We start from the raw sequence: 25,394 nt of genomic DNA, 5'->3' as shown, positions 1-25,394 counted from the left end.
CTGCTTTGCCGGATTCCGCCCAGTAGCGGACTCGCCATCGGTTGCCTCGGCGTTCAACCCAGGCCATGGGACTACCTCCTTGTGGAGTACGAGAATGGCCCCGTCAGGAACGTCGGGGCGCCGTCGCCCGCCGGCGGGTGTGGATGGGCGGCGGGCGGGTCCATGGACGCTCGGTGCCGGGTGGAAGCGGAAGCCGCGATCGGTGAACAGGGTGCACCTCGACCCGAACGGGTGGCGTTATGACGGGTCGGTGGACGGCTCAGCGGGTGGATGCTGACCTGCGTGGACGAGCGCGTGCAGATCAGCGGTCGAGAAGCGCAGGTGGCGGCCGATGCGGGTGTGCGCGATGGCGTGGTCCGCTGCCCTCTTGCGGAGCCAGGAGGCGGGCACCTGCAGCAGGCGGGCGGCTTGTTCGGGTGTGTATAGGCGCGGGGTGCTGGCCTCCGTGTCAGGGCTTGGGAGGCCCGGATTGCTGTCGTCCTGCAATCGGCCAGGCGCGTCGGCTGACTCGTCGGGATCGGAATTCTGGGCTTGCCCGGCGTCGATTCGTGGTGGGGTTGTCTGTCTGAGTGGGGAGGTGCGGGATCCGGCTTCGTGCTCCGGGGTGGAAGCGTTGCTGAGAACGGGTGGAGATGCTGAGGCGCCGATGGTGGACGGTTCCTCCGTCGGGGCGGGGGGCGGCTTCTTGCGAGCGCGCTTGCCGGGACTGGGCGGTTCTCCTGATGCGGGGTGGGCGGGTGAACGGTGAGCGGCGGGCTGTTCCAGTTGGTCAGCCGGTGACAGCCGCAGGATGTTGTGCAGGTCTTCGCGCTTCGCGCGTCGGCTCGTGACCCGCCGCTGAGCTCGCTGACCGTTGGTGCCGGTGCCGGAAGGTTCTGCACCCCGTGGTGTCGGGGTGCTCTTTCGGCTGCTCCGTCCGGGGCGGCTCATCGTTTGCCTTGAGGCCGAGCGTGCAGGACCACGGCAGACGCCCGATTCCCCGCGACGTGGTCCCAGGGCGCTGCGATAGGTGCTGACGCTGCGCTGGCAGTCCTGTCCTTCCCCGCATTGCGGGCGGCGGTCTGCAATGCGCGCACGGCGGCGTGTGCACGGCGTGCGTACGTGGCCGGGCTCGAACGCCGACCACCGGGTCTGGCGCGGGGGCGTGCTGCCGGGGTCACGCCTCGTCTCCGGGGCGTCGACCGGCGTTTGACCCTGGCGCGTGCGTCGGACAACCGTCAGGCAGCAGAGTCCCCAGGGCATAGGCGGCTTGCCGGGGTACGACGCTGTTGCCGAGCAAGCGCAGCTGGGCGGCTCTGGAGAGGCCTGCGGCGGTGACCCACCCTTCGGGCAGGCCCATCATCCATTCGACGAATTCGGCGGATAGCCGGCGCGCGCCGGGCACGGTGGCCATGGGCGCGGCGCGTTCGGTCACTTGCTCCCAGCGTCGGATGGCCGGGAGGTAGTCGCCCCACCAAGAGGCAGGTGAGTGACGGCCGTTCGTAGGTTCATGCCGCCCTTGCGTTTCGGAGTCGTGCCCGCGCCGCCCCTCCCGTCCGACGTGGTCGGGGTGGGTAGCAGGCGCTCGATCTCCTGCGCCGGGGTGAAGCCATGCCCGGTGGCCGTGCGGGTGGCGCTGGACGCTGGCGCGACAGCCTGATGCGCTGGGGCAGCACCCGTCGCGATATGCGGCTCTGCGAGTGTCGCCGCGGTAGAGGCCAGGGTGAGGCAGCCGTTGCCGTGGCGCTGGTTCGGGGAGCCTTTGGCACCGTCGCTGGCGGTCGGGGTGGGCAGGAGATGTTCGACCTCGTCGGCAAGCGTGGGGCCATGTCCGCCCGCCTTGCGTTTGGCAGGGTGCTGGGATCCGCCGATCACACGGAGGTTCGCCGTCGGCGTCTTCAACAGAACGCGCTGGGGGCGCTGTTGTGGGCCAGGCGGTGATGAAGACCCGCTCGCGCCGGTGCGGGGCACCGACGTCACTTGCGCGTACGCAGCGCCATGCTGCGTCATACCCGCGGTCGGCCAGGTCGCCGAGTAGCACTCCCAGCGCCCGCATGGAGGGTTGTGGGGGCGTGTCTCCCAGCGGCGGGTTACCGGGTTCCAGTGGGCGAAGGGGGCTTGTTCCGGCGCGAGTTGAGAGCAGGCCGCGGACATTCTCGATCACCACCAGGCGGGGTCGCAGGATGTGGATGGCCTCGGCGGCGTACTGCCACAGACCCGAGCGGACACCGGCGAGTCCGGTGCGCGGCCCGGCCACCGACAGCTCCTGGCAGGGGAAGCCGGCGGTGAGGACGTCAACGGGTTCGGCCTGTCTCCAGTCCGCTGCCCGGATGTCTCCCAGGTTCGGCGTCTTGGGCCAGTGCCGGGCCAGGACCTGGAGGGCGAGCGGGTCGTTCTCGGCGTGCCAGGCGACGCGGCCGCCGAACGCGCTCTGCACCCCGAGGTCCAGGCCGCCCACACCGCTGTAGAGCGAGCCGATCCGTAGCTCAGCGGCGGCCATCGCGGGCCCCCGCCGTGCAGGTGCGGATGCGGGTGCGGACGGTGGCCGTGGCGGTCGGCTTGGTCCGCCGACCTTGCGGGCTGGCCGAGTGTCCGCGCTCGCGAGGCGAGAGAGAAGGCGGGGGCGCGGTTGGGCGGCGCACGACGAGGGTGTCCTCGTGCACGATCAGCGCCAGCGGAAGGCCGGCGCGGCGGGCGTCGCCGACGTTCTTCATCTGGAAGAACGAGGGACGGGCGACGAGGTGCCCATCACGGATACCGGCGAGGAGGGCGATGTTGCGCTCCACGGGGATGAGCCCGGCGGTCTCGGCTGCCGCGAGAACGGCCGAGGGAAGGTCGATGAGTTCACCGCGATCGCGCCAGGGACGCGTGGTGATCACGGCGTGGCCTCCAGGGCGCAAGGCGTGGCGGCACTGGACGAGGATGTCGGTGAAGGCCTCCATGAGGGCTTCAAGGCCGACGTGGGCGAGGTTGTTGGGGTCGCTGCTGTAGCGGTAGTCCCTTTTCGTCACGCCGCGTTCGCCGGACTCGCGGGTGGAGCGGACCTGGCCGTGCACGCTGGCCCCATACGGCGGGGAGGTGATGACGAGGTCGACCAGGCCGTGGAACGCGGCGGGGATGTGGGCGGTGAGCTGGCGGGCGTCGCCGCAGTAGACGGCTGCGGAGCATGTGGCGCCCTGGCGTTCGGCGTGACGGAGGTTGGCCTGGGCGAGCTGCGCCCACTTGGGTTCGTACTCGGTGCCCAGGGCGTGGCGGCCGAGGTGGAGGGCTTCGATCAGGGTGGTGCCGATGCCGCACATCGGGTCCAGGACCAGGCCGCCGGGCTCGGTGTACGTGGTGATCGCGTGGCGGGCGATGGCGGGGAGCATTTTGGCGGGGTGGGCGGCCGAGCCGGGCACGTAGCGATCAGCGCGCTGGGCGGGGGCGGAGGTGGGTGCGGTGTTCCACACCGAGGGGGAGTTCGGCACGGGGCGTTCCTTTACTGCGCGCGGACGGCGGACAGCACGATGAGGTCGGAGTGGATCAGCTCGGGCGTGGTGGCGTCGGGTGGCGCGGGCGCGATGCGGGCCTCGATCGCGTGGCCGTGGACGACCGCGATGTGCTGGAGGTAGCGGAAGCCCGCGGTGCGGGCGGTGGCGATGAGCAGGCCGAGCGGGTCCCTCAGGTGCCCGGCGTCACGGCGTTGTCGGGTGGCGAGAAGGAGCAGGCCGTCGGCGCGCAGTAGGCGGTGGGCCCGGTGGAAGAAGCCGGGCCAGCCGTCGTCCATCGCGCCGCGTTCCTCGGGCCCGTAGTCGCTGTGCAGCGGTGCGCAGGGCAGGGTGTCGGGGTGCAGCTCGGCGAGGATCACCGAGGAGCGGGCGTTGCCGCCCGCTCCGGCGTCCGTGTCGCGGTGTGGGGTGCAGCGGGAGCGGGCGTCCATCCCAGCTCCGGTGTCGTTGATCTCCAAGCGCAGGAGCGGAGCGGGCCGTTCACCGGAGCTGCGGGTGAACTGGGCGCGGAGCTTGTCGATGGCCCAGTCGGGCAGCACCCGTCCTGCCGGGGTATCGGCGAGGTCGTCGGGAGCGGGGAGCCAGACCGTCGTCGGGAGCGGTGCGGGTGTGCCTCGACGGGTGGAGGAACTGCTGCGGCGGGAGTGGGTCATGGCGGGTGCGCCGCCGCGGGCCGGGCGCTGGTGGTTACGTACTGACACCTCTTAAGGAGGAAATCCCGGCTATTCGTGCCGCCTGCCGGTAAAGATGCTGGTCAGCGCCCGATCCGTCATGGGGCTATCCGCACCGTCGCGTGGAGGAGGCCAAGAGGACCGCGCAGGGGAGCCAACGGGTCATCCCGGGCATTTTCTGGCCGCGTGGTGGTGGGTGAAGGTGCTGGTCAGCGGCTCATCCGGCACGGGAATTCCAGGGGATGGCAGACCGAGGGCGAGGCGGTGACGAAGGCGCGGCGAGCCGGTGGCGCGGTGGTGGCAGAGCGGCCTGGCGCGATGGGCGGCGTCCCGTTTCGCCGTCGCCGGCAAGGAGCCCACTCATGCACCGCACCACCTCCGTCTCGCCCTCCGCCGTATCCCCGTTCGACCAGGTCGATGCCGCTCTGCTGGACCTGGCCTCAGCCCCGCGCCCGCTGACCCTGCCGGCCGCACTGCTCTCGACAAGTGAGCCGGGCGCCGCCTGGCCGGTCGACCTCGTCCGCGCCCGGATGGCACACCCCTCCACTCCTGGCACCGCACGGGCACAGGTGTGGGCCGAAATCGTGCGCCGCCGTCTCACGTTCGGCGAGCCGTGGGGCACGGTCGCTGTCGCGATGACGGTGCCCGTACTGCGCCGGGCGATGGCCCGGCTGCCCCGGCTCCGGGAGCTGGAGAGGGGCGAGTTGGAGCAGGAGGTCCTGACCGCGGTCATCGAGCAGCTCGCCGTTCTGACACCGGACGAGATGCCCGAGGAGATCGGGCTGCAGCTGGTGCGGGCCGGCGACCGGGCAGCCCACCGCCTGCTCTACGCCACGCAGCGCGACCGTCGTCTTGGCCCCCTGCCGCTGGACGAGGGCACGGTCGGGCAGCCGCTGGCTACCGGATCACAGGCGCAGGCGTACGTGGTCCTGGAGCGCGCTGCCCGGGCCGAGGTCATCACGTCTGCGGAGGCCGAGCTGATCGCCGCCACACGGTTGGACGGGCAGAGCGCGAAGGAGTGCGCGAACGGTGCGGGCATCAGCGTCCGCGCGATGTTCCGGCGCCGCTCAGCCGCCGAACAGCGCCTCGCGCAGGCCCTGATCGCAGACGAGCTGTGAGACGGGGTAGGTAGCTCCGTCGGGTTGCTGGCACGATCGGCCGGCTTTTTCTCCTTAAGGGAGTGAGAGCACACGAGGCCGCCGGCGCCTGGCTGAGCTTTCGTCTCACCGAAGGTCCCTGGGGTCCGGGTTCGGCGCTTCGTGCTGACACCCGAAAACCCTTGCCCCTCGCGCGATGCGCCCCACTCCCGCACAAGGAGGTGGTGCGCCGCCGCAGGCCTGTCCGGCCCCCGGGGACCTGTCTCGGCTCATGTCCGGCGCCACAGGCGCCGTCTCCCTCTCTCCCCTGTCTGCCTTGCTGGAGGTGATCTTCGTGCGTGCTCTGCCGTCATCCCGGCTGCGGGCAGGGGCCCTCCGCCCCGGTCCGCGTCGCCTGCTCCACGGCGCGGCCCGGGCGCTCTTCGTCTTCGTACTCGTAACGTGCACTCTCCTTGCAGACCCGCCCAGTTCGTGGGCGGTGGCGACCATCCCGCAGGTGATCACGAACCTGCGCAACTGGATCGTCGGGATCCTCGCCGCACTCGCCACCCTGTTCCTGACCTTCGGCGGGCTGCGCTACCTGATGGCCGGGGGCGATCCGGGGGAAGTCGAGTCCGCCAAGCGGGCCTTGCGGGCCGCCGCGGTCGGCTACGGCCTGGCGATCCTGGCACCGGTCATCGTCACCGTCCTTAAAGGCATCGTCGGCGCCGGGGCGGGGCAATGATCAGTGCCCGCTGTCTCGTGCGCGCCCTGTTACTTCCCGCGCTCCTGCTGACCACGGGTGTCCTTGCCGTTGTGCCGGCCGCTCACGCCGCCGCGCCTCCGGTAGCCATCGCGCATGCACCCGCTGCTCCTTGGGAGCCGGAGCCGCAACCACAGCCGCAGCCCGGTCCGGTAGTGCCGCCGCCGGAATCCGGGCCCGGCACCGCCCGGCCGGAACCCGCCCCCGGGCCATCCCCCTCGCCGGGAAAGCCCAAGCCCCCGCCGCGGCCCTCAGGTCCGGAGCCGACACCAGGGCCGACACCGCCCGCCACTCCGTCGGATCCGAATGCGGAGGGATTCTTCGGCAACCTCCTGAACCTCCCCGGCCTGGTCATCAACGCAATCACCGCGTTCCTCGGCATGCTCCTCGAAGAGGCCATGAAGCCGTTGCGGGAACTGATCGCCGACACACTGCTGGCCGCCCCGGACGTCACCAAGCACGCGGACATCAAGCGGCTGTGGACCGCCTCAATGGGCATCACGGCAGGCATCTACGTGCTGTTCGTGACGGCGGGCGGCGTCACCGTCATGGGCCACGAGACGGTACAGACCAGCTACGCCCTCAAACAGATCGCCCCGCGGCTGCTGCTGGGCATCGCCGCCGCGGCCTCCTCGCTGACCGTCATGGGCAAGACGATCAGGCTGGGCAACTCCCTCGCCCACGCGATCATGGGTACGGACATGGCGGACGCCGGACAGGGACTTATCGAACGGGCCCTGCCCTTCGCCATGTTCGGCCCTACCGGCATCGCGATCTATCTGCTGTTGCTCGCCGTCGTCGAACTCGTCCTGATCGTCGCGGTGTTGATCGGGTTCATCGTGCGGGTCGCGTTGATGGCGCTGCTCGCGGTGCTCGCGCCGCTGGCACTGGCCTGCCATGCCCACCCGCTCACCGATCCCGTCGCCCGGCTGTGGTGGCGGGGCCTGGGTGGTTGTCTGGTCATCCAGATCGCACAGTCGATGACGTTCATCCTCGCGCTGAAGCTGTTCTTCGCCCCCGGCGCCACCGCCCTCGGTATCCCCAAGGCCGATCAGCTGGGCACGCTGCTGGCCGGAGTGGCCCTGTTCTGGGTGCTGTTCAAGATTCCCGGCTGGACTCTCCAAGTCGTCCTGCGCGGCAGCCCGATTCAGCAGCCGCACGCCCCGGCGCCGGTGCGCATGCTGCGGCAACTGGCCATGTATCAGCTGATGGGCCGCTACCTGCCCGGAGGTGGAGGTGCCGCCCGCCGACCCAGGCGGGGTGGTGGCATCCCTCCGGGCGGCGGTGGAGGCGGCGGCCCGCGCGGCAGAGGCGGCCCGCGGCCCGGCCGCGGCCGCGGTGGCGGTGGCGGTGGCGGTGGCGGTGGCGGTGGCGGTGGCGGTGGCGGTGGCGGTGGCGGTGGCGGTGGCGTCAGGCCACCCCGGCCCAGGCCCGGCGGTGCAGCCGCAGGTGCTGCTCCTCGCCGCGCCCCTCGCCCCGGTGGCGCCCAGCCCGCAGGGGCAGGTCCGCCCGCCGCAGGTGGAGGACCCGCAGTCGGCGCCCCGCCGTCTCCCCCAGCACCCACCCCAGCCACGCCTCCCGCCGCACCTCGCGGATCTGGCGCCCCAGCGCGACCCGGCAGCGGCCGGGGAGCTGGCCCGGGTCGACGTGCGGGCGCAGGTCAGCGCGCTGCTCCCCGCCCGCGACCGGCGCAGAGTCCACCTGCCGTCCCTCACCCCGCGCAGGCGCGGCGCCAGCAGCAGTTGGCGCTGCCCATCCCCGCCAACCGCATACCGGCCAACTCACCCCGCCCAGTTCAGACCTGGCTCCCCATCGCCGCTCCCCACGTCCCCCGCCCCGGCCCCGGCCTCAGCCCCGTACTCCCCACCGCTCTACCGGCCACCCCCGCTCCGCCAGCCACGCCCGCCCCCGCTACCCCCACCGCACGCGCCCCTGCGCCCCGCCGCCGACAGCTCGCCCTGCCCATCCCGGCCCCTCGCGTCCGCGTACGCCCCGCCCGCCCCGTGCAACTGCGCCTGCCCCTGGAACCGCTCTGCCCGCCCCGCACCCCCCGGAGGCGCACGCCATGACCGAACCCGCCGACGACGACGTCGTCACCCCCGCCCGCATCCCCGCCGACGTATCGCGTGAAGACCATATTCTCGGGCCGCTGACCGCGCGGCAGACCGCGATCCTGGCCGTGACCGCGCTCGTGCTGTACGGCGGTTACGGGGCCAGCCGCCCGCTGATGGCCCCTCTGGCCTACGTGGCCCTCGTCTCCCCCGTAGCCCTGCTGGTGACCGTGGTCGCGGTGGGGCGGCGCGACGGCATCGGCATGGATCAACTCCTGCTCGCCGCCCTTCGCTTCCATTCCGCACCCAAGCGGCAGGTGCCCGCCCCCGAGGGCGTCCCCGCGCTGCCCGCCATCACGCCCGCCCCCTGGAAGAAGCAGACGTCTCGGCAACCGGCGGCGCTGCGTCCGCCGTGCCGGGCGGTCGCCGAGACGGGCACGCTGGATCTCGCCGCGGATGGCCGGGCGGCGTTGGCGGTGTGCAGCACGATCAACTTCCACCTGCGCACCGGCGGTGAACAGCAGGCTCTGACCGAGGCGTTCGCCCGCTGGCTGAACTCCCTGACCGGGCCCACCCAGATCCTCATCCGTGCCCACCGCCTTGAGATCGCTCCGCTGGTCGACGAGCTGGCCCAGACCGCGCCCGCCCTCCCCCACCCGGCGCTGGAGCGGGCAGCACTCGGCCACGCCGCCTTCCTTGACGAGCTGGCCGCCGAGCGCGATCTGCTCACCCGCCAGGTCCTGCTGGTGGCCCGCGAACCCTCGGCCACCGGGGCAGCCCGGGCCGGCCACCGCCTCACCGAGGCCGCCCGCGTCCTGGAGGCCGCCGAGATCACCGTCTCGGCACTGGAGGCACCGGCCGCCGCCGAGGCACTGCGGCTGGCAGCCGACCCCGACGCCGCGCCCCTGGCAGGTGTGTGATGCTCCGACTCCTGCGCCGCAACTCCACGCCCGAGACCTCCGTCGACGCCCGTGACGTGCTGGCCCAGCACGGACCGGACGGGCTCGAAGTCCATGCCCGCACGCTCGCCGTCGGCGGGCACCTGGCCGCCACCCTGGTGGTGACCGGCTACCCGGCCGAAGTAGCACCCGGCTGGCTGGACCCGCTGCTCACCTACCCCGGCCGCCTGGACGTGGCCCTGCACATCGAACCGGTCCCCAGCTCACTGGCCGCCCAGCAGCTCAAGAAGCAGCGGGCCCGCCTGGAATCCTCCCGCCGCACCGGCGCCGACCACGGCCGCCTGGACGACCCGGACACCGAAGCAGCCGCCGCGGACGCGAGTGAACTCGCCTACCGCATCGCGCGCGGGGAGGGGAAGCTCTTCCGCCTCGGCCTGTACATGACCGTCTACGGCCAGAGTGAGGAGCATCTGGCCGACGAAGTGGCCTCGGTCCGCTCCTTCGCCGACTCGCTCCTGGTGGCGACCGCGCCGGCCACCTACCGGGCGCTGCCCGGCTGGCTGGCCACCCTCCCCCTGGGCCTGGACACCCTCAAGGTACGGCGCACCTTCGACACCGAAGCCCTCGCCGCCTGCTTCCCCTTCGCCTCCCCCGACCTGCCCGCCGACATCGCGCTGGCCCCGGGCGGCGTGCTCTACGGCATCAACACCTCCAGCGGGTCACTGGTGTTGTGGGACCGCTTCGCCCAGGACAACTACAACTCCATCACCCTGGCCCGCTCCGGGGCCGGCAAGTCGTATCTGACCAAACTCGAACTGCTGCGGCAGCTGTTCACCGGTACCGAAGCCATGGTCATCGACCCGGAGGACGAGTACGTCGCCCTAGCCGAGTCGGTCGGCGGCACCGTCATCCGTCTCGGCGATCCCGCCGTGCGGCTCAACCCCTTCGACCTGCCGCCGACGACGAGCGGCGAGCAGGACGCGCTTGCCCGCCGCGTGCTGTTCCTGCACACCTTCCTGGCCGTCCTGCTGGGCGGCGAACTCTCCTCCGCCGAGCGGGCGGTGCTGGACCGGGCGGTCCTTGCCACCTACCACCACGCCGGGATCACCACTGATCCCGTCACCTTCACCCGCCCCGCGCCGCTGCTCGCCGACCTGGCCACCCAGCTCGCCGCGATGACCGAGCCGGCCGCGGGCGAACTGGCCGTGCGCCTGGATCCGTACGTGGAGGGCTCCCATCGGCAGTTGTTCTCCGGTCCGACCACCACCCGCCCCGCCGGACATTTGGTCGTCTTCTGTCTGCGGGAGGTGCCCGACGAGCTGAAGACGGCGAGCATGCTCCTGGCGCTCGATGCCATCTGGCGGCAGGTCGCCCACTCCGGCCACCGCAAGCGGCGCCTGGTGGTGGTCGACGAGGCGTGGCTGTTGATGCGCGACGGGCACGGGGCGCGTTTCTTGTTCCGGATGGCCAAGGCCGCCCGCAAGTACTGGACCGGTCTGGCGGTGGTCACCCAGGACGCCGACGACGTGTTGGCCAGCGAGTTGGGCCGGGCGATCGTCACCAACGCCGCGACCCAGGTGCTCATGCGGCAGGCTCCGCAGGCCATCGACCAGATCGCCGCCGCCTTCCGCCTCTCGCGCGGCGAGCGGCATCATCTGCTGTCCGCTCCCCGGGGCTGCGCGCTCCTGCTGTCGGGCCGCACGAAGATCTCCTTCACGCCGGTCGCCGCCACCAGCGAGCACGATCTGATCACCACCGACCCCGTCGAGCTCGAGGCGGACGAGCAGGCCGTACGGGACGAGGCGAGCGACCCCTACGGGCTGCCCGACCTGACAGGACTCCAGCTGTGAGCGCCACCGCTGGCCCGGGCGGCCTGCTCGGCACCCTGCTGACCGATCCCCACCACTTCTGGCACACCCTGCTGCACCGCGGCGAGGACTCCATCGCCGACGCCTGGCCCTGGCTGACACCCGGCACGGCACTGACCACTGCCACATTCGTCGCTGGGCGCACCGCCGTCCGCCAACGGCGGCAGCAGGCCTTCGCCGAGGGCGCCCGGCTGGTGACGATCCTCGCCCCGCCCACAGTGCCCGGCAAGGGCGGCGAGGTGCTCTGGGCCCAGCTCTCCGGCCTGCTGCGCCCCTGGCACCAACGCCTGCTGCACGGCCAGCCACACGTCGGCTTCGAATACGCCTGGGACACCGGCGGGCTGACCATCCGGCTCTGGCTGCCCGGCTCCACCCCCACCACCCTCGTACGACGCGCGGTGGAGGCCGCCTGGCCCGGCGCCCACACCACCCTCTCCGACGCCACACCACCCTTCCCGGCCGACTACCGGTGCACCGCCGGCGCTCTGCGCCTCGCCCGGCCCGAGGTGCTGCCGCTGCGCACCGACCACAAGGACGATCCTCTGCGCGCCCTGCTCCAGGCGGCCACCGGAATGACGGAGGGCGAGCACGCGCTGGTGCAGTTGCTCGCCCGGCCCGCGACCGGCGCCCGGCTGCGCCGCACAAGGCGCAGCGCCCGCCGTCTGAAGGCCGGACACACCGCACCCCGCCTCTCCGCCCTCTTCCGGCTGTTCGCCCACGCACCGCAGCGCACCTCGCCCGCCGCCACCGACCCCTCGCACGGCGTTGAGGTGCGCCAGAGCGTCGGCAAACTCACCGGCCCCCAGTGGGAGGTGAGCCTCCGCTACGCCATCGCCCTGCCGCAGAAATCCGAGGCTGCCGAGGCCCGGCTGCGCGGTCGCGCCCATGCCCTGGCTTCCGCCTTCTCCCTGTACGCGGCCCGCAACTGGCTGGCACGCCACCGCCTGCGCGATCCGCACCCGGCCCTGAGTGCCCGCCGCTTCCCCCGCCACCGGGGTGACCTGCTCTCGGTGCCCGAACTCGCCGCCCTGGCCCACCTCCCGGCCGACCCGGACGCTCCCGGCCTGGCCCGCGCGGGCGCCCGCTCCATCGCCCCACCCCCTGCCGTGCCGCAGCCCGGCCCCGGCGTCAAACCACTCGGCGCCTCGGACACCGGCGCCCGCCGGGATGTCGGGCTGACGGTCCCCGATGCCCGCCATCACCTGCATCTGATGGGCGCCACCGGCTCCGGCAAGTCCACCCTGATCGGCCAACTCGTCCTGGACGACGTGCGCGAGGGCCGGGGCGCGATCGTCATCGACCCCAAGGGCGACCTCGTCGCCGACCTCCTGCACCGCCTGCCGCCCTCCTGCGCCGACAAGCTGGTACTCATCGACCCCGATGACACCCACACCCCGCCCTGCCTGAATGTCCTGGACGGCAGCGACATCGACGTCGTCGTCGACAACATCACCGGCATCTTCCGCCGCATCTTCGCCGCCTTCTGGGGCCCACGCACCGACGACATCATGCGCGCCGCCTGCCTCACCCTCCTGCGCCACGCCCAGGTCACCAGCCGCCTGGTCACCCTCGCCGACATCCCCCGCCTGCTGGGCGAGCCCGCTTACCGCATCCGCATGATGCCCACCATCAAGGACCCCGTCCTCAAGGGCTTCTGGATCTGGTACGAGGCCCTGTCCGAGCCCTCCCGCGCCGCGGTCATCGGCCCGATCATGAACAAGCTCCGCGCGTTCCTGCTGCGCTCCTTCGCCCGCCAGACCATCGCCTCGGGCGAGTCGACCTTCCAGCTGCCCGACGTCCTGGACGGCGGCATCCTCCTGGCCCGCCTGCCCAAGGGCGCCCTGGGCGAGGAGACCACCCGGCTGCTCGGCTCGTTCATCGTTGCCAAGACCTGGCAGGCCGCCGCGGCCCGCGCCCGCACCCCCGAACGCGACCGGATCGACGCCGCGCTGTATGTGGACGAGGCGCACAACTTCCTTACCCTCCCCTACCCGCTGGAGGACATGCTCGCCGAGGCCCGCGGCTACCGGCTATCCATGAACCTGGCCCACCAGCACCTCGCCCAGCTCCCCCGCGACCTGCGCGAAGGCATCTCCGCCAACGCCCGCAACAAGGTCTTCTTCAACGCCTCCCCCGAGGACGCGAACGCCCTGGAACGCCACACCCTGCCCACCCTGGGCGCGCACGACCTCGCCCACCTCGGCCCCTACCAGGCCGCCGCCCACCTCCTGGCCGACGGCGCCGAAACAGCCGCCTTCACCCTCACCACCCGCCCCCTTCCCCCGCCCGTGGCCGGGCGCTCGACCGCACTGCGGGCCGCTGCCGCCGACCACTTCGGCGCCACCACCAGCCGCTCCACCTACCTGCCCCTTTAACCCCAGCCACCGAAGGAGTAGGTCATGCCCACGACGAGTTCCAACCCCGGCTACGTCCCGCGCGCGGCCTCCCGCCGACGCCGCCCCGCCCCACCCGACCGGGCCCGCACCGACCTCTCCCGGCTCGCCACCCGCCTCACCCCGCGCGACCTGTGGCTCATCGAAATGCTCCACGAGCACAAGGTCCTCACCTCGCACCACATCACCGCACTCGCCTTCACCGGCCACCGCACCGCCAACCGGCGCCTGCGCGAGCTCTACCTGCTGGGCGTCGTCGACTCCTTCCGCCCCCTGCGCCAGAGCGGCTCCGCCCCCGAGCACTACGCCCTGGGACGGGCCGGAGCCGAACTCCTCGCCGCCCGCGCCGGATGCGATCTGGCCGCCACCGGCTGGCGCAAGGACCACTGCACCCGCGTCGCCTTCTCCCCCATCCTGGACCACACCCTGGGCGTCAACACCCTCCTCACTCGCCTCGCCACCACAGGCGCTTTGGTGGAGTGGCTCTCCGAACGCTCCGCGACCCGGCTGTGGGGCGACTGGATCCGCCCCGACGCCTACGCCCACCACACCACTGACGGGCAACTCCTGCCGTTCTTCCTGGAGTACGACACCGGCTCCTACAACCTCGCCCGCGTCGAGGCCAAACTCCCCGGCTACGCCGCCCTCGCCGCCACCACCGGCACCCGCACCCCCCTCCTCCTCCACACCGCCACCGCCCGCCGCGAAGCCGCCCTGCGCCACCGCCTCGCCGAGAGCACCGAGCGCCTCGAACTGCCCATCGCCACCGGCAACACCCAGCTCGCCGAACCGGACGGCGCCGCCTGGCTCCCCCTGGGCCCCGCCCCGGCCACCCGGCTCACCCCGGCCCAACTGGCGATCCACTGGCCCGGCCTCGTCCCGGCCCTCACCCCCGAAGCAGCGCTCGCTACCCCCGGCCGCCACACCGCTTTCCCCTGGCGCCCCATCCCGCCCCGGCCTCCCACTCCCGGGGATTGAGCGTGAGCGCGCTGGCCAGAACGGCCGCCGGGGCCGGATGCGCAATCCTGGCTCTGCCGCTGCTGGTTGCCGTCATCGCCGCCACCCTGCTCAGCGGCTCCATGGCCGGCAGCAGCGGTGCGTCGGCGAGCCCGAGCAAGCACGCGCTGGCCGACATCCCGCCCAAAATGCTCGCGCTCTACCAGCGGGCGGCACCGGAGTGCCCGGGCCTCTCCTGGACGGTGCTCGCGGCGATCGGCAAGGTCGAGACCGACCACGGCCGCTACCCCACCATGACCTCCTCGGCGGGCGCGGTCGGACCGATGCAGTTCCTGCCCTCCACCTTCAAGGCCTACGCCCACCCCGTACCGCCCGGCGGGAAGAAGCCGCCCACCCCCTGGGACCCGGTCGACGCCGTCTACGCCGCGGCCCGCCTGCTGTGCGCCAACGGCGCCCGCAACAACAAGAACCTGCGCCGGGCGATCTGGCACTACAACCACGCCGACTGGTACGTGAACAAAGTCCTCAAGATCGCCGACGAGTACGAGGCCGCCGCAGCCCCGGCAACCGGCTCCGCAGGCAAGGCAGTTGCCTACGCACGCTCCCAGCTCGGCGTCCCCTACCGATGGGGCGGCAACGGACCGGCCGACGGCGGCTTCGACTGCTCGGGCCTGACCAAGGCCGCCTACGCCAAAGCGGGCATCTCCCTGCCCCGCACGGCTCAGACCCAGTACCAGGCCACCACCAAAGTCGGCACCGGACAGCCCCTGCTCCCCGGCGACCTCGTCTTCTACGGCAGCCCCGGCAACCTCCACCACGTCGGCCTCTACATCGGCGACAACAAGATGATCAACGCACCGAACAGCCACTCCGTCGTGCGCATCGAGGACTACCGCTGGCACGACTACCACGGCGCCACGCGTCCCACCGCGCGCAAGGACTCTCGGTGACGCACCCGACGCCGGCCCAGGCCCACACCCTGCTGACCGCCCTCACCCGCGCCCTGGCCGGCGTCGCCGTCCTCACCCTCGTCTTCACCGCGGTCAACGTGACACTGTTCGCCACCAGCAGGGGCGTCTCCCTGGGCATCGCCATCCTGCTGGACCCCATGGTGGCCCTCGCCCTGGCCACGGTCCTGTACGCGGACGCACGCCTGGCGGCCTGGGGCCTGGACCCGCCGGCCTGGTCGGCGGCCCTGCGCTGGTTCACAGCGACCGCCGCCACCCTGATGAACACCTGGACCTCGATCTGGCCCGACGGCCAGATCGGCTGGCCGACCCACGCCGACCCCGCCGGCATCCTCCTGCACGGCGTACCGACCATCCTGCTGATCCTGCTCACCGAGACGATCGCCGCCTACCGCCGCACCATCGCCCCGCTCCTGCTCCCGATCGACGACGCCGATCGGGCGATCACCGCGACTGGCCCCAGACCGGATCCCATCCGATGCGAACCATCACCCTCACCCCCCGCCGAGCCGGTGCCAGTCACACTCCGGAATCAACGGGGCCACGACGGCCCGGCGCCGGTGCAGCCCACGTCCGGCGACGACACGCCCTCCGCCCCTCCGACGGCACCCGCCCGCCAAGGAAACCCGGCTCGGGCGGCAGACGGCGACACGTGGGCACGCGCCACCGCGATCGATGACACCGCCCGTGCGACAACCGGCCGCCCGGCCAGCATCTGGCGGCTGCGCACCCAGCTGCACATCGGCCCGGACCGGGCCCGTCAGATCCAGACCCAGCTCCTCATCCGCCGCCCCGACAGCGACCCCCCGCTCTCATGACCAGCACCGATCCCCGCATCACGATCGATCGGCCCGATGGATCGCTGCCGCTTGACTTGTCGCCGGGTCCAGAGCGTCCATGGTCGTACCGGCCGACGGCCACGAATTCAGAACCCCTGAACTCGCTGTCACCAAGGCCGCGTTCGACCGGAACTCCGCGATGCGCACGCGCCGGATCGGACACCACAGCGCCTGGCGCTGATCCCCGGCCGGGGCCCCATCCACCGCTCACACGGAACCGAGGCCCCACCATGTCCAACACCGACAACACCCGCACCCTGCACCCCGTGCCCGACCCCGAACCACTGACCGGCCTGACGGGCGCACCCGCCGCGATCTACACCGAACTCGTCGCCTCCCCCGGCACCACCGGCGCCCAACTCGCCCTCGCCGCAGGCCTCGGCCGCTCCACCGCTGGAAAGGCCCTGGTCACCCTCGAAGAGCACGGCCTGGCCATCCGCACCCCCGGCGGCCACGAGGGCGCACGCCGCACCCCCGACCGCTGGGACCCCGCTCCGATCGGCGCGTGCCGGGAGCAGCAGACGGAGACAGAGGAGGACTCGGAGCCGCACGAGGACGGCGCAGACACGGAAGCCACCGTCCCGACGCCTGCCGCCGTCACCATCACCCACCCAAGCGACATTCCGCAGGGCGTCACTCCCGCCGCCCCTGCGGAGGCCGACGTAGCGGACGACGCGGAAGACCCCGACGAGGGCGAGGATGCCGAAGCCGCAAACGCCCGCGCCCGCGAAGCCGAGCATCCGGTCGTACGCATGGCCGCCCCCATCGGGCACAGGGCGCGGCTAGCTCCCGGCGGCCTGCGCCAGATGGTCATCGACCACCTGCAAGCCCATCCGGCCGAGGCGTTCACCGCCACCAGGATCAGCCGCGTGATCGAGAAGAGTTCGGGAGCCATCGCCAACGCCCTGGTCACTCTGACCAGGCAGGGGATCAGCGAGCAGGTGACCGAACGGCCCCGCACCTATCGGCTGGCAGGGATTGAACCGTCAAAGGCCCAGTAGCCACCCCTACGGCGGGTGCCGCCCCGAGCGTCGTCGCTCGGGGCGGCACCCGCCGTCGCGCACTGCGGCACGTATGGCCACGCGCGAACAATCTTGGCAAGTGCGCACATCACGGCCACTTCACCTTGGGCCTCCTGCTCACCACGGTGCACATTCTGAGCGGTCTGCTCTGGTCCGCCGTCCTCATCGGCTTCGCTCGCTTTTTGCAGGGGTGGCTCCGCAAGCCCCAGGTTCGCCGTCTGCTCGACCGGATCACCGGCACCGTCATCGGCGCCTTCGGCATCAGGCTGGCTTTCGCCAACGGGCGCCCCGAAGGTCAGGATCAGGCGACCTGCTCAGCACCGAATCCAGATGAAAACGGACGCGAGTGCGGCCTGGTAGGCAATGGCAAGTTTGATTGTCCGTGGAGCTCGCAACACGATCTTGTTGATGTGCCGGGGGCGCCAAAACCGGCCCGTCGCCGGTCGACCGGCGGAAGACGGGCAACAGCCACCATCTGATCTGCGACGGCCGTGGCGCCCCGCTCAAGCTCATCACGACGGCCGCGAACGTCAACGTGGTTGCTGTGCGCAGGGCAACCCTTGTGGGAGCAGGGGGCAATCTCCCGCAGGACGAGTCACAGCGTTTGCGTCGCTCAGCAGATGGCAGACATCTACTCTGTAACCACCTGCGGGGAGACCTGCCAGGACGTTCGGGGGACGCATGCGCTTGGTGATCAGCGTTGGTGAAGGTTCGGCCGAGGATGAATTGCGTTCCCTCTACGACTGGTTGATGACCGACAGGACGGTGCGGCGGGGCGCCCTAGCGGAACTGGCGTCGTCGAAGCCACCAATGGCCGGCCAGCAATCTTCGGCCGTCGACATTCTGTCGCTCGTACTCAGCAGTGGCTTCAGTATGGCTTCTCTCGGCGTCAGCCTCGCCAACTGGCGCGTTACGCGAGCGCAGCACCCCACCGTGACGGTTGAACGCCCCGACGGCACCAAAGTGAGCATTTCAGGTGCTGCGCCTGAAGTGGAGCAACAACTGATGCGCCAGCTACTCAACCCCGAGCTTTGAGATCACGGCGATGACGTCGGACAGGCTCCCCCGCCCGGCAGATTCCCGCGTGGCATTGCTCGGTGCGAGCACCTTCGAGATGCTGGAGGATCTTTCGGCTGTCGAAGGCAATATGAGGGTCGTTGCCAAGCAACTTGTGGCAAATGCATGGGGTTTGCCTACAGATAATTGCAAGTCGCTATTGGATCCCGTTTCTCCGGGGGCCGCATCACGACTGGTGCGGGAAGCCGCATCCCAGGCAACCGACACCCTGCTGGTCTACTACGCCGGCCATGGACTGCTCGACTCCGGTGGGCAGTTACACCTGGCAGTGGCGGACAGCGATCCAGCATCTGTCCATGACACAGCCATCCCGTACGAGTGGATCAGGAATGCGGTCGAGCGTAGCCCTGCGAGCCGCCGAATCGTGATACTTGACTGCTGCTACAGTGCACGGGCTTTCGGTTCTCAGTCCGGCTATGTGGTCGATCTTGCAGAAGTCGACGGTACTTACGTTCTGGCCGCCGCTGCGGAAACTGCCGTGGCGCAGGCTCCACCTGGGGATCCGCTCACGGCATTTACCGCGGGGTTGACGGAAGTGCTGCGCACCGGCGTCGAAGGAGGACCCGAACTACTGGATCTGGACACGGTCTTCGACCGCCTGCGCGCTCTACTGAGGAGTAGGGGACGGCCCGAGCCGCAATCCCTGGGTCGTAATCAAGTGGGCCGTTTGGCCTTCGCACGCAATGCGGCCTTTACCCCTCCCTCGATTGCCCCGTCTCCCATTCCAGCATCAGTACGCAGCGGCTTGGACAACCCGCACCCGGCCATCCGACTCGGCGCTGTGGCCGCCCTTGGGGGCTGGCTGGCCAGTGGCCATCCGTCCCAGGAAGTCACCGCCCGCGAAGCCCTTGCCCAGGTAGCCGACACCGACATCGCGGTGGTGGCCGAAGCCGCGCGCACCCTTCTCCTCACTCATGCCCACGAGGGCCGCGACGGTCGCGATGAATCAAAGGGCCCTAGCGCTGCCGGACAGGCAGACAGCTCACACGCTGGATGGACCGAGGGCCGACCAGGCTTTCAGCCCCCTATCGCCGCCGCCACGCGCGGGGGCAGTCTCCGTACTCTGCCACGGCTCACTCTTCGGCTTCTGTCTTCATTTCTGTTCGCAATCGAGCATCGCCTACAGCGGTTTGTGGCGCAGTCACGGACGGCCTGGTCGCGTCAGACTGTCCGACGGTCCGCCGGTCTACTGCTGATATCCCTCGCCCTGACCGGCAGCAGCCCATCCACCACCAGGGCGACGGCCCCTTTCAGGGAAGGCTCTGAGGACGTAGGCGACTCCAAGGAGAAGTTTGAGCACGCACACATACATGACATCGCTTTCAGTCCTGACGGGAAGACTATAGCTACGTCCACTATTGGACAGATGCATCTTTGGGATCTGTCTGGTAGCAAGATCAAAGCCAAGGACGTCGAACCAGTCGAACCGAGTAGCGGCTGCCTGGCATTCAGTCCCGACGGGAAGGCCATTGCTCGAGGCATTTCAAACGCTGTGGAAATCATCAACCCTGCGAACGGCAGCATCACCAAGAGGGTCGACATGAAGGGCCGTGATATTTCGAGCCTGGCATTCAACACCAAACCCAATGTACTCGCCATCGGCAGCCGCGAAGGCTCGGTCGAGTTGTGGAGTCTGGATACAGGAAAACCGATCAGGTCGATGGACAGCCATGCGGATGTTGTCAGTAGCGTAGCTATCAACCCAGCCGGTACAAGAATTGCAAGCACAGCAGGCAATGACGACTTCGCCCTGGTGTCCGATCTGAGGACAGGCAAATGGACCAATCGTCTCCGTACTCACTTCCCCATCGACCTCGCCTTCAGTCCGGACGGAAAGACTCTCGCTATTGCCTCGGTCACTCACGACGTGCGGCTATGGGATGACAAGGACGCAAAGCCACCCTACCGCTTTCTGACCGGCCACACAGGGTGGGTAAACAGTGTGGCTTTCAGCACCACCGGCAGGCTAGCCAGCGGCGGTAAAGACGGAACGGTGCGGCTGTGGGAACCTCGCTCGGGTCAGCAAATCCGCAAATTTTCTGGTCACACTGACGATGTCAATGCAGTGGCATTCAGCCCGGACGGCAAGATTCTGGCAAGCGCCAGCGAGGACGGGACGGCACGGCTTTGGGATGCCGCATCCGGAAAGCAGCTCCATAAATTGATCGTTCCGCTCGACCCGTAGAAATCGAACACGTTCACAAGTTGGACTCCGCGCGCCGCGAAGGCACCTCGGACTCAGTAAGGCATTCGCCTCATTGGAGTGTTGACTTATCTGCCGGCAATGCCTATGAGCTCGTAACAGGATCATGAGTGGGCTTTTCTTGAGACGTCTCCAGCAGTTCAAACTGCAGGCCAACGAGACGAAGGCGTCGTGGAGTTCGAGGTGCCGTTCCCACCGGACGGTGTGTTCGAACTGGTGGAGCAGGGCGAACGTCTGCTCGACGACGTAGCGGAGTTTGCCCAGGCCCTTGATATTCGGGCCGCCTTGCGGGAGATCATCGGCATGATCCGGCGCTCGCGCAGTTCACGGTGGGCAGCCCGGGAGTCGTACGCCTTGTCGCCCAGGAGGGTCTCGGGGCGACGGCGGGGGTGGCCGGGCGACCGGCCACCGGCGGGATGCCGCGTCCATCGCGGATTAGGTGGTGTTTGCTGCCCGTTTTCCGGCCGTCGACCGGCGACGGACCAGTCGCGGCTCCCCTCGTTTCGCGCGAATGTGGGAGCCGTCCCAGCACGCACGAGACCATTCGAGGTCGCCAGCCGCGTTCAGTTTCGCGAGCAGGAAGCGGTGCAACTGGTCTAACACCCCTGCCTGTTGCCAACGTTCCAGACGCCGCCAGCACGTCTGTCCGGACCAGAAGCCGAGCTCGAAGGGCAACAGTTGCCAGGCGATGTCCTGGTGCACGACGTACAGGATGCCCTGCAGCACAGCCGGTCGGCGACAGGCTTCGGTCCGGGCGATCGCTCGGGCCAGGGCGGCAGCAACGGGTCGGTCAGCGTCCACAACTCGTCATCCACAATCCACGGGGCCGATTCGTCACCCCCCCCGAACGGTCAGATCGTCACAACAGTCACGCCCGGCCAGAGCACTTCAACAAGATCCTGTTACGAGCTCGTAGGGCCAGGCGGCGCCACTGCTTGAGCCTGGCGATGCACCGCTCGACGGCATTTCGCTCCCTTTTCCGCCTGACTCGCGGGGCGCCCCTCGCCGTGCAGCGAGCAGCCTGACTCTGCCCCCTGCGGCCCGCCTGTGGGGCAGGCCGAGAACATCGGTCGAGCTAGGCGCCATGGTGCTCGGTCAGACACGTGTACTCCACGCCTTCCTCCCAGCCCTCAGACTCCGCGTACGTCAGCATCGCGGGCCGGGCAGGCGCCACACAGTCCGGCACCTCCACCGAGAAGGCCGACGTCGCCCCGCTGGGATCGAACGGCAGCAGCTCCGAACACTGGTATGCCGGAGCCCCCATGAGCAGGATCGCCTCCCGCGCCATGCCAGAGGAAGAACCGGTGTAGACGAGGCAGTAGACCGACCCGGGATCACCACCCGTGAGCGGCGTCTCGATGACGCGCACATGCTCTAGCCGCGTGGGGGTGGTGGAGGGCGCTGGGTCGCTCGGTGCGTGGTACGTGTCCGGCGGCTGGCTGGTCCTCGTGGGCACCGCCGCTGCCTCATCCCTCCCGGATGGTTCTCCGCCGTCAGCGAGCGAGACGAGCCCAACTCCGGCCAGTGCGCCGACTGCGGCAACACCGAGTGCCAGGAGGAGGAGCCGTACATACCGCGGGCCCCCCGGCGGGACTGTGGGGCGGACAATCGGGATGCTGTCGAGGGTGTCGCCGTTGTGGAACCGGGCGAGGAGTTCCTCGTCCGGACGCGGCGGGCGCCGGGGTGTATCGGTCATGGGGCCCCTGGATCTCACGAAGGTGAGCGGCAGTCTCCTCCAGGCCTGTGGCGGGCGGGGCTAGTTTGGGATAACTCGCCCACGCAATGCCCTTTGCCGGATCATCACCGCCCTCCGCAGCCTGCGTGTCCGCACCCTCCGCAGAGGCCACCATTGATACAAGCGCATGGGCATGGCCCTGTCCATCGCACGAAAGACGGATGTACGGGACCGTTGAGGTAGTCAACAAGCGTGCAAGGCAAAAGCCTTCCCGGTCGCTGCCAGAGCTCAGGGCGAACGCAGCGCCCTTCAGGATGGCGTGGATCAGGGCGCGGTCGTGGTGATCTCAATGCCGTCGCGGACGCGGAGGCCGCCGTAGACCCAGGTCTCTCCGGGCCGCGGCTGTGGTCGAGCTCGGCCTTGGTCCGGTGGCCGTCGGGTGACCAGCCGGCGCCGGGGTGGGAAGGCGCGCGGGATCGCCGCCACCAGCTCATCGGCGCAGATCACTGTCGCGCCGTCGGGTGGCTGGGTGTAGAGGCCGACGATCCGGGTCCTTTTGGGACGAAGTCCGGGTCCCTGGAGCGGGTCCAGGGCTGGGTACGTCGCCAGCGCCCCCTCGGTCAGGAATCCTGCGGACCTGCGAGCGGCCCACCTCGATCCTTGCCTCGCGTGCGATGGCGGCCAGCGCGTCCAGGGGCCACTCCTCCGGCCCCTTCACGTCAGCCGCCGACAACGCGCCGGACGGCTGGATCTTCAGCCCGCCGGGCAGGGGGCAGCTTGACCAGCGCGGTCATCCGGGAGCGTTCGGCCTCGGTGATCCGGTGCTTGTGCCCATAGCCGGGCCGGCCACCGATCCCATCCAGCCCTGCTCGTTGAACCAGTGCAGCCACTTACGGACCGTCTTCTCATGGCATCCCAGCCGCTGCGTGATCGCCGGGACCCGCAGTCCTTCCCAGCTCGCGGTGATCATTGCCTGTTGAATCCAGTCGGCGGGCGCATGCCGGGCCCCGGCCAGCCTGCGGACCTTCGCTTCCTCCAACGCATCCGTCGCCGGACGGACAGAGAGAGGGTGCTGTCGCGGATCTCGCCGTCCGGCTCGACGTCCGGCGTCCAAGCTGTTGAGGGGAAGCGAGGATGGCGTGTGTCACACCGACAGGCGTGGTGGACGGCGCCGCGATTGTTATGCCGACCAAGTGGGACATGCGCAAGATGTAGATCCTCGACACATGCGATATCGGCCACCTCATCGCCCCACAGGCCGAGGCGGATCGTTCGCATGAAAGCATTTGCACCTTGGGCATCGTCAGTTGCCCGCGAGATGCCGTCCCCCCACCTGGAGTCAGAAGTGAACCGCCGTTTCCTGCCCGTTGCGGTCGCGATCACCGCAAGCACCGCGCTCTTGCTCACCGGATGTGGTTCGGGCGGCGGTGACGATGACTCGTCCGACAAGATCAAGGGTGCCGGGGGCGGAGGCAAGGACAGCTCGGCGTCCGCCAGTCCGTCGGTGAAGCCGGGCGGAGCCAAGCGGCCGGAGATCAAGCTGCCCAAGTCATTTCAGGCGGAGTTCGCCGGATGGACGAACAGCGATCCGAAGCTGCAGGCCATCATGGATGACGGCAAGCAGGAACTGCTCGCCGAGTACGCCGCGATCCTTGAGGGGAACCCGGACTCCAAAGCGGTGGCTTTCTACACCGACGGTGCCGCCGGCCAGTCGGCCCGCAAGTGGATCAAGGGTTTCGTCGACGACGACCTGGTCCTGATCGGCCGCGCCACAGTATCGAAACCGCAGGTGAGCATCGCCGATGACGGCAGCGGTGTGTTGTTCTACTGCGTCGACGAGAGCAGGGGCTCCACCAAGAACACCAAGACCGGCGAGGTCGAGCGGACACCCCAGGATTCCAAGGCGCGCGTCCAGTACCGCAACCGGCTCGACAAGACGTCACAGGGTGTGTGGAAGACGAGTTACTCGGAAACCGAACGGGGTGGCTGCTGAGTATGTCGCGCTCCTCCAGGGCGACAAGTCTGCTGATCGCCTCAGTGTTCGTGGTTGTTGCGGTGCCCGGCATGGCGCACGCGTTCGGCGAAGACGACAAGTCCAAACAGCCGAGCAAGCCCTCAGGCCCCAGCGGCGACGCCTCCGGCAAGTCACTCATGGCATCGGTGTCCAACTCGAAGATCAAGCTCACGTACCCCGGCGGCCAGACGGCGAAGGCGTCGGCCGGCGAGCTGAGGTCCGTGGATCCCAACTGGAAGCCGCCGGCCTGCTGGTACGAGCCGGTCTTCTCACCAAAACAGTTGAAGGACGCGGTCGCGACCGGCGAGGGCGGGCTCGTGAACGCCCACGTGTGGTGGAGCAACGGCCTGTGGGTGGACCACTACGAGAAGGGCAAGGCGGACTCCAACTTCGACCTGAATCGCCCCGGAGACACGACGGCCGACGGGTACAAGAAGTACAATCTCGGCAAGAAGGGCATGTTCTGGCGCAGCACGGTCCGTAAGGGCATGTACCAGGACGCCAAGGCGTGGGACTGCGGCCGCATCATGTTCTGGCAGGACGAGGGCACGATCCCCAAGGACAAGAACGCCCCGACTCCCGAGACTCTCGCCGCCTTCGCCTACGACAAGATCAGGGTCCCGGACACTGAGATCGAGCTGAAGCCCGAGGGCAAGTCGACGGTGAACCTGCCCACCTGGGCGTGGTTGGACAAGACCACCTTCAAGGACGTCACGGTCCGCGCCGACCTGCCCGGCACCGGCCTGTATGCGGTGACCACGGCCAAGCCCGTCGCCCTCCATCTGGAGCCGGGCACCGAGGATGCGAAGACCTTCCCCGCTTCCGGTGATTGCCCGGTCAACGAGGACGGTTCCATCGGTGCCCCTTACAAGAAGGGCAACGCCGGGCAGGAGCCGCCGTGCGGGATCCAGTACCTCCGCGCCACGAGCGGCGAACCGTACGAGCTGAAGGCGTCGATCACCTGGGAGATCTCCTGGGAGGGCACGGGCGGCGCGAAGGGCGACCTGCCGGACGGCGCCTTCGAGACGGCCCAGGACATGACTGTCCAGGAGATCCAGTCCATCAACCGCTGACCGAGTCTCCCAGCCGATCAGCGCACTACACGCGGAACCATCTCAACCCATGGGGGCGGGCAGCATGTCGGACCTGAAGAAGGATGCGGAAGCCCTACACAAGGCGGCCTCCGCGCTGGGCAAAGTGGATCACCACACCCGCAAACCCCTCCATGACTTCAAGGCCGCTTCGCACGACCTGTCCGCCTTCGGCGTGCTGGGCTCGCTGATGAGCGCCAAGGACGACATCCAGGACGGCATGGACACCATCGCCAAACTCACCAAGAACCTTCACAAGGAGTGGGAGGCCGAGGCTAAGTTCATGGGCGACGTCTCCGACGCTTTCGACCTGCTGGACGTCCTGCTGACCGCCGCGGCCCGCGCCAAGAAGGGCTGAGC

At 69.7% G+C, this 25,394-nt stretch carries 22 protein-coding genes and 5 pseudogenes; 18 read left to right on the top strand and 9 right to left on the bottom strand.

The features are described 5' to 3' along the window. Nucleotides 1-237 precede the first annotated feature (237 nt). The 5 genes and pseudogenes from ACWGI2_RS05015 to ACWGI2_RS04995 form a co-directional block, all read right to left on the bottom strand. Nucleotides 238-930 carry an excisionase family DNA-binding protein gene (locus ACWGI2_RS05015; RefSeq protein ID WP_453693958.1) on the bottom strand — a complete coding sequence of 231 codons (693 nt, stop codon included), beginning with the start codon at nt 928-930 and terminating at the stop codon, nt 238-240. A gap of 226 nt (nt 931-1,156) precedes the next feature. Next, nucleotides 1,157-1,414 (bottom strand): hypothetical protein, encoded by a 258-nt coding sequence (locus ACWGI2_RS05010; protein ID WP_453694697.1) that lies wholly within the window; start codon nt 1,412-1,414, stop codon nt 1,157-1,159. A 507-nt stretch (nt 1,415-1,921) separates the two neighbouring features. Next, nucleotides 1,922-2,479: pseudogene (locus tag ACWGI2_RS05005) on the bottom strand (DNA cytosine methyltransferase); the annotation flags it as partial. Further along, entirely contained in the window at nt 2,466-3,446 is a 981-nt protein-coding gene (locus tag ACWGI2_RS05000) for a TRM11 family SAM-dependent methyltransferase (RefSeq protein WP_453693956.1), read from the bottom strand. The pseudogene ACWGI2_RS05005 and the gene ACWGI2_RS05000, both read right to left, overlap by 14 nt. Nucleotides 3,447-3,457: 11 nt before the next feature. Further along, nucleotides 3,458-4,168, bottom strand: a complete 711-nt coding sequence (locus ACWGI2_RS04995) for a hypothetical protein (RefSeq protein ID WP_453693954.1) — start codon at nt 4,166-4,168, stop codon at nt 3,458-3,460. A 332-nt stretch (nt 4,169-4,500) separates the two neighbouring features. On the opposite strand from ACWGI2_RS04995, the gene ACWGI2_RS04990 reads away from it, so the two are divergent. The 14 genes and pseudogenes from ACWGI2_RS04990 to ACWGI2_RS04925 form a co-directional block, all read left to right on the top strand. After that, nucleotides 4,501-5,256 carry a hypothetical protein gene (locus ACWGI2_RS04990; protein WP_453693952.1) on the top strand — a complete coding sequence of 252 codons (756 nt, stop codon included), beginning with the start codon at nt 4,501-4,503 and terminating at the stop codon, nt 5,254-5,256. 175 nt (nt 5,257-5,431) lie between these two features. Next, entirely contained in the window at nt 5,432-5,959 is a 528-nt protein-coding gene (locus tag ACWGI2_RS04985; RefSeq protein WP_453693950.1) for a pilin, read from the top strand. A 398-nt stretch (nt 5,960-6,357) separates the two neighbouring features. Further along, entirely contained in the window at nt 6,358-8,046 is a 1,689-nt protein-coding gene (locus ACWGI2_RS04980) for a hypothetical protein (RefSeq protein WP_453693948.1), read from the top strand. Further along, entirely contained in the window at nt 8,043-8,948 is a 906-nt protein-coding gene (locus ACWGI2_RS04975; RefSeq protein WP_453693946.1) for a PrgI family protein, read from the top strand. Before ACWGI2_RS04980 ends, ACWGI2_RS04975 begins: the two co-directional genes overlap by 4 nt. Further along, complete coding sequence (locus tag ACWGI2_RS04970) at nt 8,948-10,777, top strand: VirB4 family type IV secretion system protein (protein ID WP_453693944.1); 1,830 nt, start codon at nt 8,948-8,950, stop codon at nt 10,775-10,777. The genes ACWGI2_RS04975 and ACWGI2_RS04970 overlap by 1 nt, the downstream gene beginning before the upstream one ends. Then, nucleotides 10,774-13,170 (top strand): type IV secretory system conjugative DNA transfer family protein, encoded by a 2,397-nt coding sequence (locus tag ACWGI2_RS04965; protein ID WP_453693942.1) that lies wholly within the window; start codon nt 10,774-10,776, stop codon nt 13,168-13,170. The genes ACWGI2_RS04970 and ACWGI2_RS04965 overlap by 4 nt, the downstream gene beginning before the upstream one ends. A 24-nt stretch (nt 13,171-13,194) precedes the next feature. Next, nucleotides 13,195-14,166: a replication-relaxation family protein gene (locus ACWGI2_RS04960; RefSeq protein WP_453693940.1), complete on the top strand. Its 972-nt coding sequence runs from the start codon at nt 13,195-13,197 to the stop codon at nt 14,164-14,166. A 2-nt stretch (nt 14,167-14,168) separates the two neighbouring features. Further along, the gene (locus ACWGI2_RS04955; protein WP_453693938.1) at nt 14,169-15,095 is read left to right on the top strand and encodes an NlpC/P60 family protein; all 927 of its coding nucleotides are present in this window, start codon (nt 14,169-14,171) and stop codon (nt 15,093-15,095) included. Then, nucleotides 15,092-15,931 (top strand): extensin, encoded by an 840-nt coding sequence (locus ACWGI2_RS04950; RefSeq protein WP_453693936.1) that lies wholly within the window; start codon nt 15,092-15,094, stop codon nt 15,929-15,931. The genes ACWGI2_RS04955 and ACWGI2_RS04950 overlap by 4 nt, the downstream gene beginning before the upstream one ends. Nucleotides 15,932-16,182: 251 nt before the next feature. Then, on the top strand, nt 16,183-16,953 hold the full coding sequence (locus ACWGI2_RS04945) for a hypothetical protein (protein ID WP_453693934.1): 771 nt from the start codon (nt 16,183-16,185) through the stop codon (nt 16,951-16,953). Between the two features lie 125 nt (nt 16,954-17,078). Next, nucleotides 17,079-17,237: pseudogene (locus ACWGI2_RS04940) on the top strand (LysE family transporter); the annotation flags it as partial. A 149-nt stretch (nt 17,238-17,386) separates the two neighbouring features. Further along, a pseudogene (locus ACWGI2_RS04935) lies at nt 17,387-17,509 on the top strand (IS5/IS1182 family transposase); the annotation flags it as partial. A gap of 146 nt (nt 17,510-17,655) precedes the next feature. Next, nucleotides 17,656-18,009 (top strand): effector-associated constant component EACC1, encoded by a 354-nt coding sequence (locus ACWGI2_RS04930; RefSeq protein WP_453693932.1) that lies wholly within the window; start codon nt 17,656-17,658, stop codon nt 18,007-18,009. Between the two features lie 10 nt (nt 18,010-18,019). Beyond that, nucleotides 18,020-18,667: pseudogene (locus ACWGI2_RS04925) on the top strand (caspase family protein); the annotation flags it as partial. Between the two features lie 114 nt (nt 18,668-18,781). Here the strand turns inward: ACWGI2_RS04925 and ACWGI2_RS04920 are convergent. Beyond that, nucleotides 18,782-18,967: a hypothetical protein gene (locus ACWGI2_RS04920; RefSeq protein ID WP_453694696.1), complete on the bottom strand. Its 186-nt coding sequence runs from the start codon at nt 18,965-18,967 to the stop codon at nt 18,782-18,784. A 450-nt stretch (nt 18,968-19,417) separates the two neighbouring features. On the opposite strand from ACWGI2_RS04920, the gene ACWGI2_RS04915 reads away from it, so the two are divergent. Continuing rightward, nucleotides 19,418-20,236: a WD40 repeat domain-containing protein gene (locus ACWGI2_RS04915; protein WP_453694662.1), complete on the top strand. Its 819-nt coding sequence runs from the start codon at nt 19,418-19,420 to the stop codon at nt 20,234-20,236. A gap of 132 nt (nt 20,237-20,368) precedes the next feature. Here the strand turns inward: ACWGI2_RS04915 and ACWGI2_RS04910 are convergent. The 3 genes and pseudogenes from ACWGI2_RS04910 to ACWGI2_RS04900 form a co-directional block, all read right to left on the bottom strand. Further along, a pseudogene (locus ACWGI2_RS04910) lies at nt 20,369-21,072 on the bottom strand (transposase); the annotation flags it as partial. Between the two features lie 257 nt (nt 21,073-21,329). Then, nucleotides 21,330-21,950: a hypothetical protein gene (locus ACWGI2_RS04905; protein ID WP_453693930.1), complete on the bottom strand. Its 621-nt coding sequence runs from the start codon at nt 21,948-21,950 to the stop codon at nt 21,330-21,332. Between the two features lie 769 nt (nt 21,951-22,719). Continuing rightward, on the bottom strand, nt 22,720-22,899 hold the full coding sequence (locus tag ACWGI2_RS04900) for a helix-turn-helix domain-containing protein (RefSeq protein WP_453693928.1): 180 nt from the start codon (nt 22,897-22,899) through the stop codon (nt 22,720-22,722). A 375-nt stretch (nt 22,900-23,274) separates the two neighbouring features. On the opposite strand from ACWGI2_RS04900, the gene ACWGI2_RS04895 reads away from it, so the two are divergent. The 3 genes from ACWGI2_RS04895 to ACWGI2_RS04885 all read left to right on the top strand — a co-directional run bounded on the left by ACWGI2_RS04895 (nt 23,275) and on the right by ACWGI2_RS04885 (nt 25,392). Beyond that, on the top strand, nt 23,275-23,922 hold the full coding sequence (locus tag ACWGI2_RS04895; RefSeq protein WP_453693926.1) for a hypothetical protein: 648 nt from the start codon (nt 23,275-23,277) through the stop codon (nt 23,920-23,922). Between the two features lie 2 nt (nt 23,923-23,924). After that, entirely contained in the window at nt 23,925-25,016 is a 1,092-nt protein-coding gene (locus tag ACWGI2_RS04890) for a hypothetical protein (RefSeq protein ID WP_453693924.1), read from the top strand. A 64-nt stretch (nt 25,017-25,080) separates the two neighbouring features. After that, the gene (locus ACWGI2_RS04885; protein ID WP_453693922.1) at nt 25,081-25,392 is read left to right on the top strand and encodes a hypothetical protein; all 312 of its coding nucleotides are present in this window, start codon (nt 25,081-25,083) and stop codon (nt 25,390-25,392) included. The last annotated feature ends 2 nt before the right edge of the window (nt 25,393-25,394 follow it).

It is taken from the genome of Streptomyces sp. NPDC054866 (genome assembly GCF_053610745.1).
This window is presented reverse-complemented; position numbering and strand designations above follow the sequence as displayed.

Excerpts from the sequence above, each read along its gene's own strand:
- ACWGI2_RS05015 (WP_453693958.1), bottom strand. The coding sequence starts at position 930 with ATGAGCCGCCCCGGACGGAGCAGCCGAAAGAGCACCCCGACACCACGG.
- ACWGI2_RS04990 (WP_453693952.1), top strand. The coding sequence starts at position 4,501 with ATGCACCGCACCACCTCCGTCTCGCCCTCCGCCGTATCCCCGTTCGAC.
- ACWGI2_RS04985 (WP_453693950.1), top strand. The coding sequence starts at position 5,432 with ATGCGCCCCACTCCCGCACAAGGAGGTGGTGCGCCGCCGCAGGCCTGT.
- ACWGI2_RS04980 (WP_453693948.1), top strand. The coding sequence starts at position 6,358 with ATGCTCCTCGAAGAGGCCATGAAGCCGTTGCGGGAACTGATCGCCGAC.
- ACWGI2_RS04975 (WP_453693946.1), top strand. The coding sequence starts at position 8,043 with ATGACCGAACCCGCCGACGACGACGTCGTCACCCCCGCCCGCATCCCC.
- ACWGI2_RS04970 (WP_453693944.1), top strand. The coding sequence starts at position 8,948 with ATGCTCCGACTCCTGCGCCGCAACTCCACGCCCGAGACCTCCGTCGAC.
- ACWGI2_RS04960 (WP_453693940.1), top strand. The coding sequence starts at position 13,195 with ATGCCCACGACGAGTTCCAACCCCGGCTACGTCCCGCGCGCGGCCTCC.
- ACWGI2_RS04945 (WP_453693934.1), top strand. The coding sequence starts at position 16,183 with ATGTCCAACACCGACAACACCCGCACCCTGCACCCCGTGCCCGACCCC.
- ACWGI2_RS04930 (WP_453693932.1), top strand. The coding sequence starts at position 17,656 with ATGCGCTTGGTGATCAGCGTTGGTGAAGGTTCGGCCGAGGATGAATTG.
- ACWGI2_RS04920 (WP_453694696.1), bottom strand. The coding sequence starts at position 18,967 with ATGAGTGAGGAGAAGGGTGCGCGCGGCTTCGGCCACCACCGCGATGTC.
- ACWGI2_RS04915 (WP_453694662.1), top strand. The coding sequence starts at position 19,418 with ATGCATCTTTGGGATCTGTCTGGTAGCAAGATCAAAGCCAAGGACGTC.
- ACWGI2_RS04905 (WP_453693930.1), bottom strand. The coding sequence starts at position 21,950 with ATGACCGATACACCCCGGCGCCCGCCGCGTCCGGACGAGGAACTCCTC.
- ACWGI2_RS04900 (WP_453693928.1), bottom strand. The coding sequence starts at position 22,899 with ATGATCACCGCGAGCTGGGAAGGACTGCGGGTCCCGGCGATCACGCAG.
- ACWGI2_RS04890 (WP_453693924.1), top strand. The coding sequence starts at position 23,925 with ATGTCGCGCTCCTCCAGGGCGACAAGTCTGCTGATCGCCTCAGTGTTC.
- ACWGI2_RS04885 (WP_453693922.1), top strand. The coding sequence starts at position 25,081 with ATGTCGGACCTGAAGAAGGATGCGGAAGCCCTACACAAGGCGGCCTCC.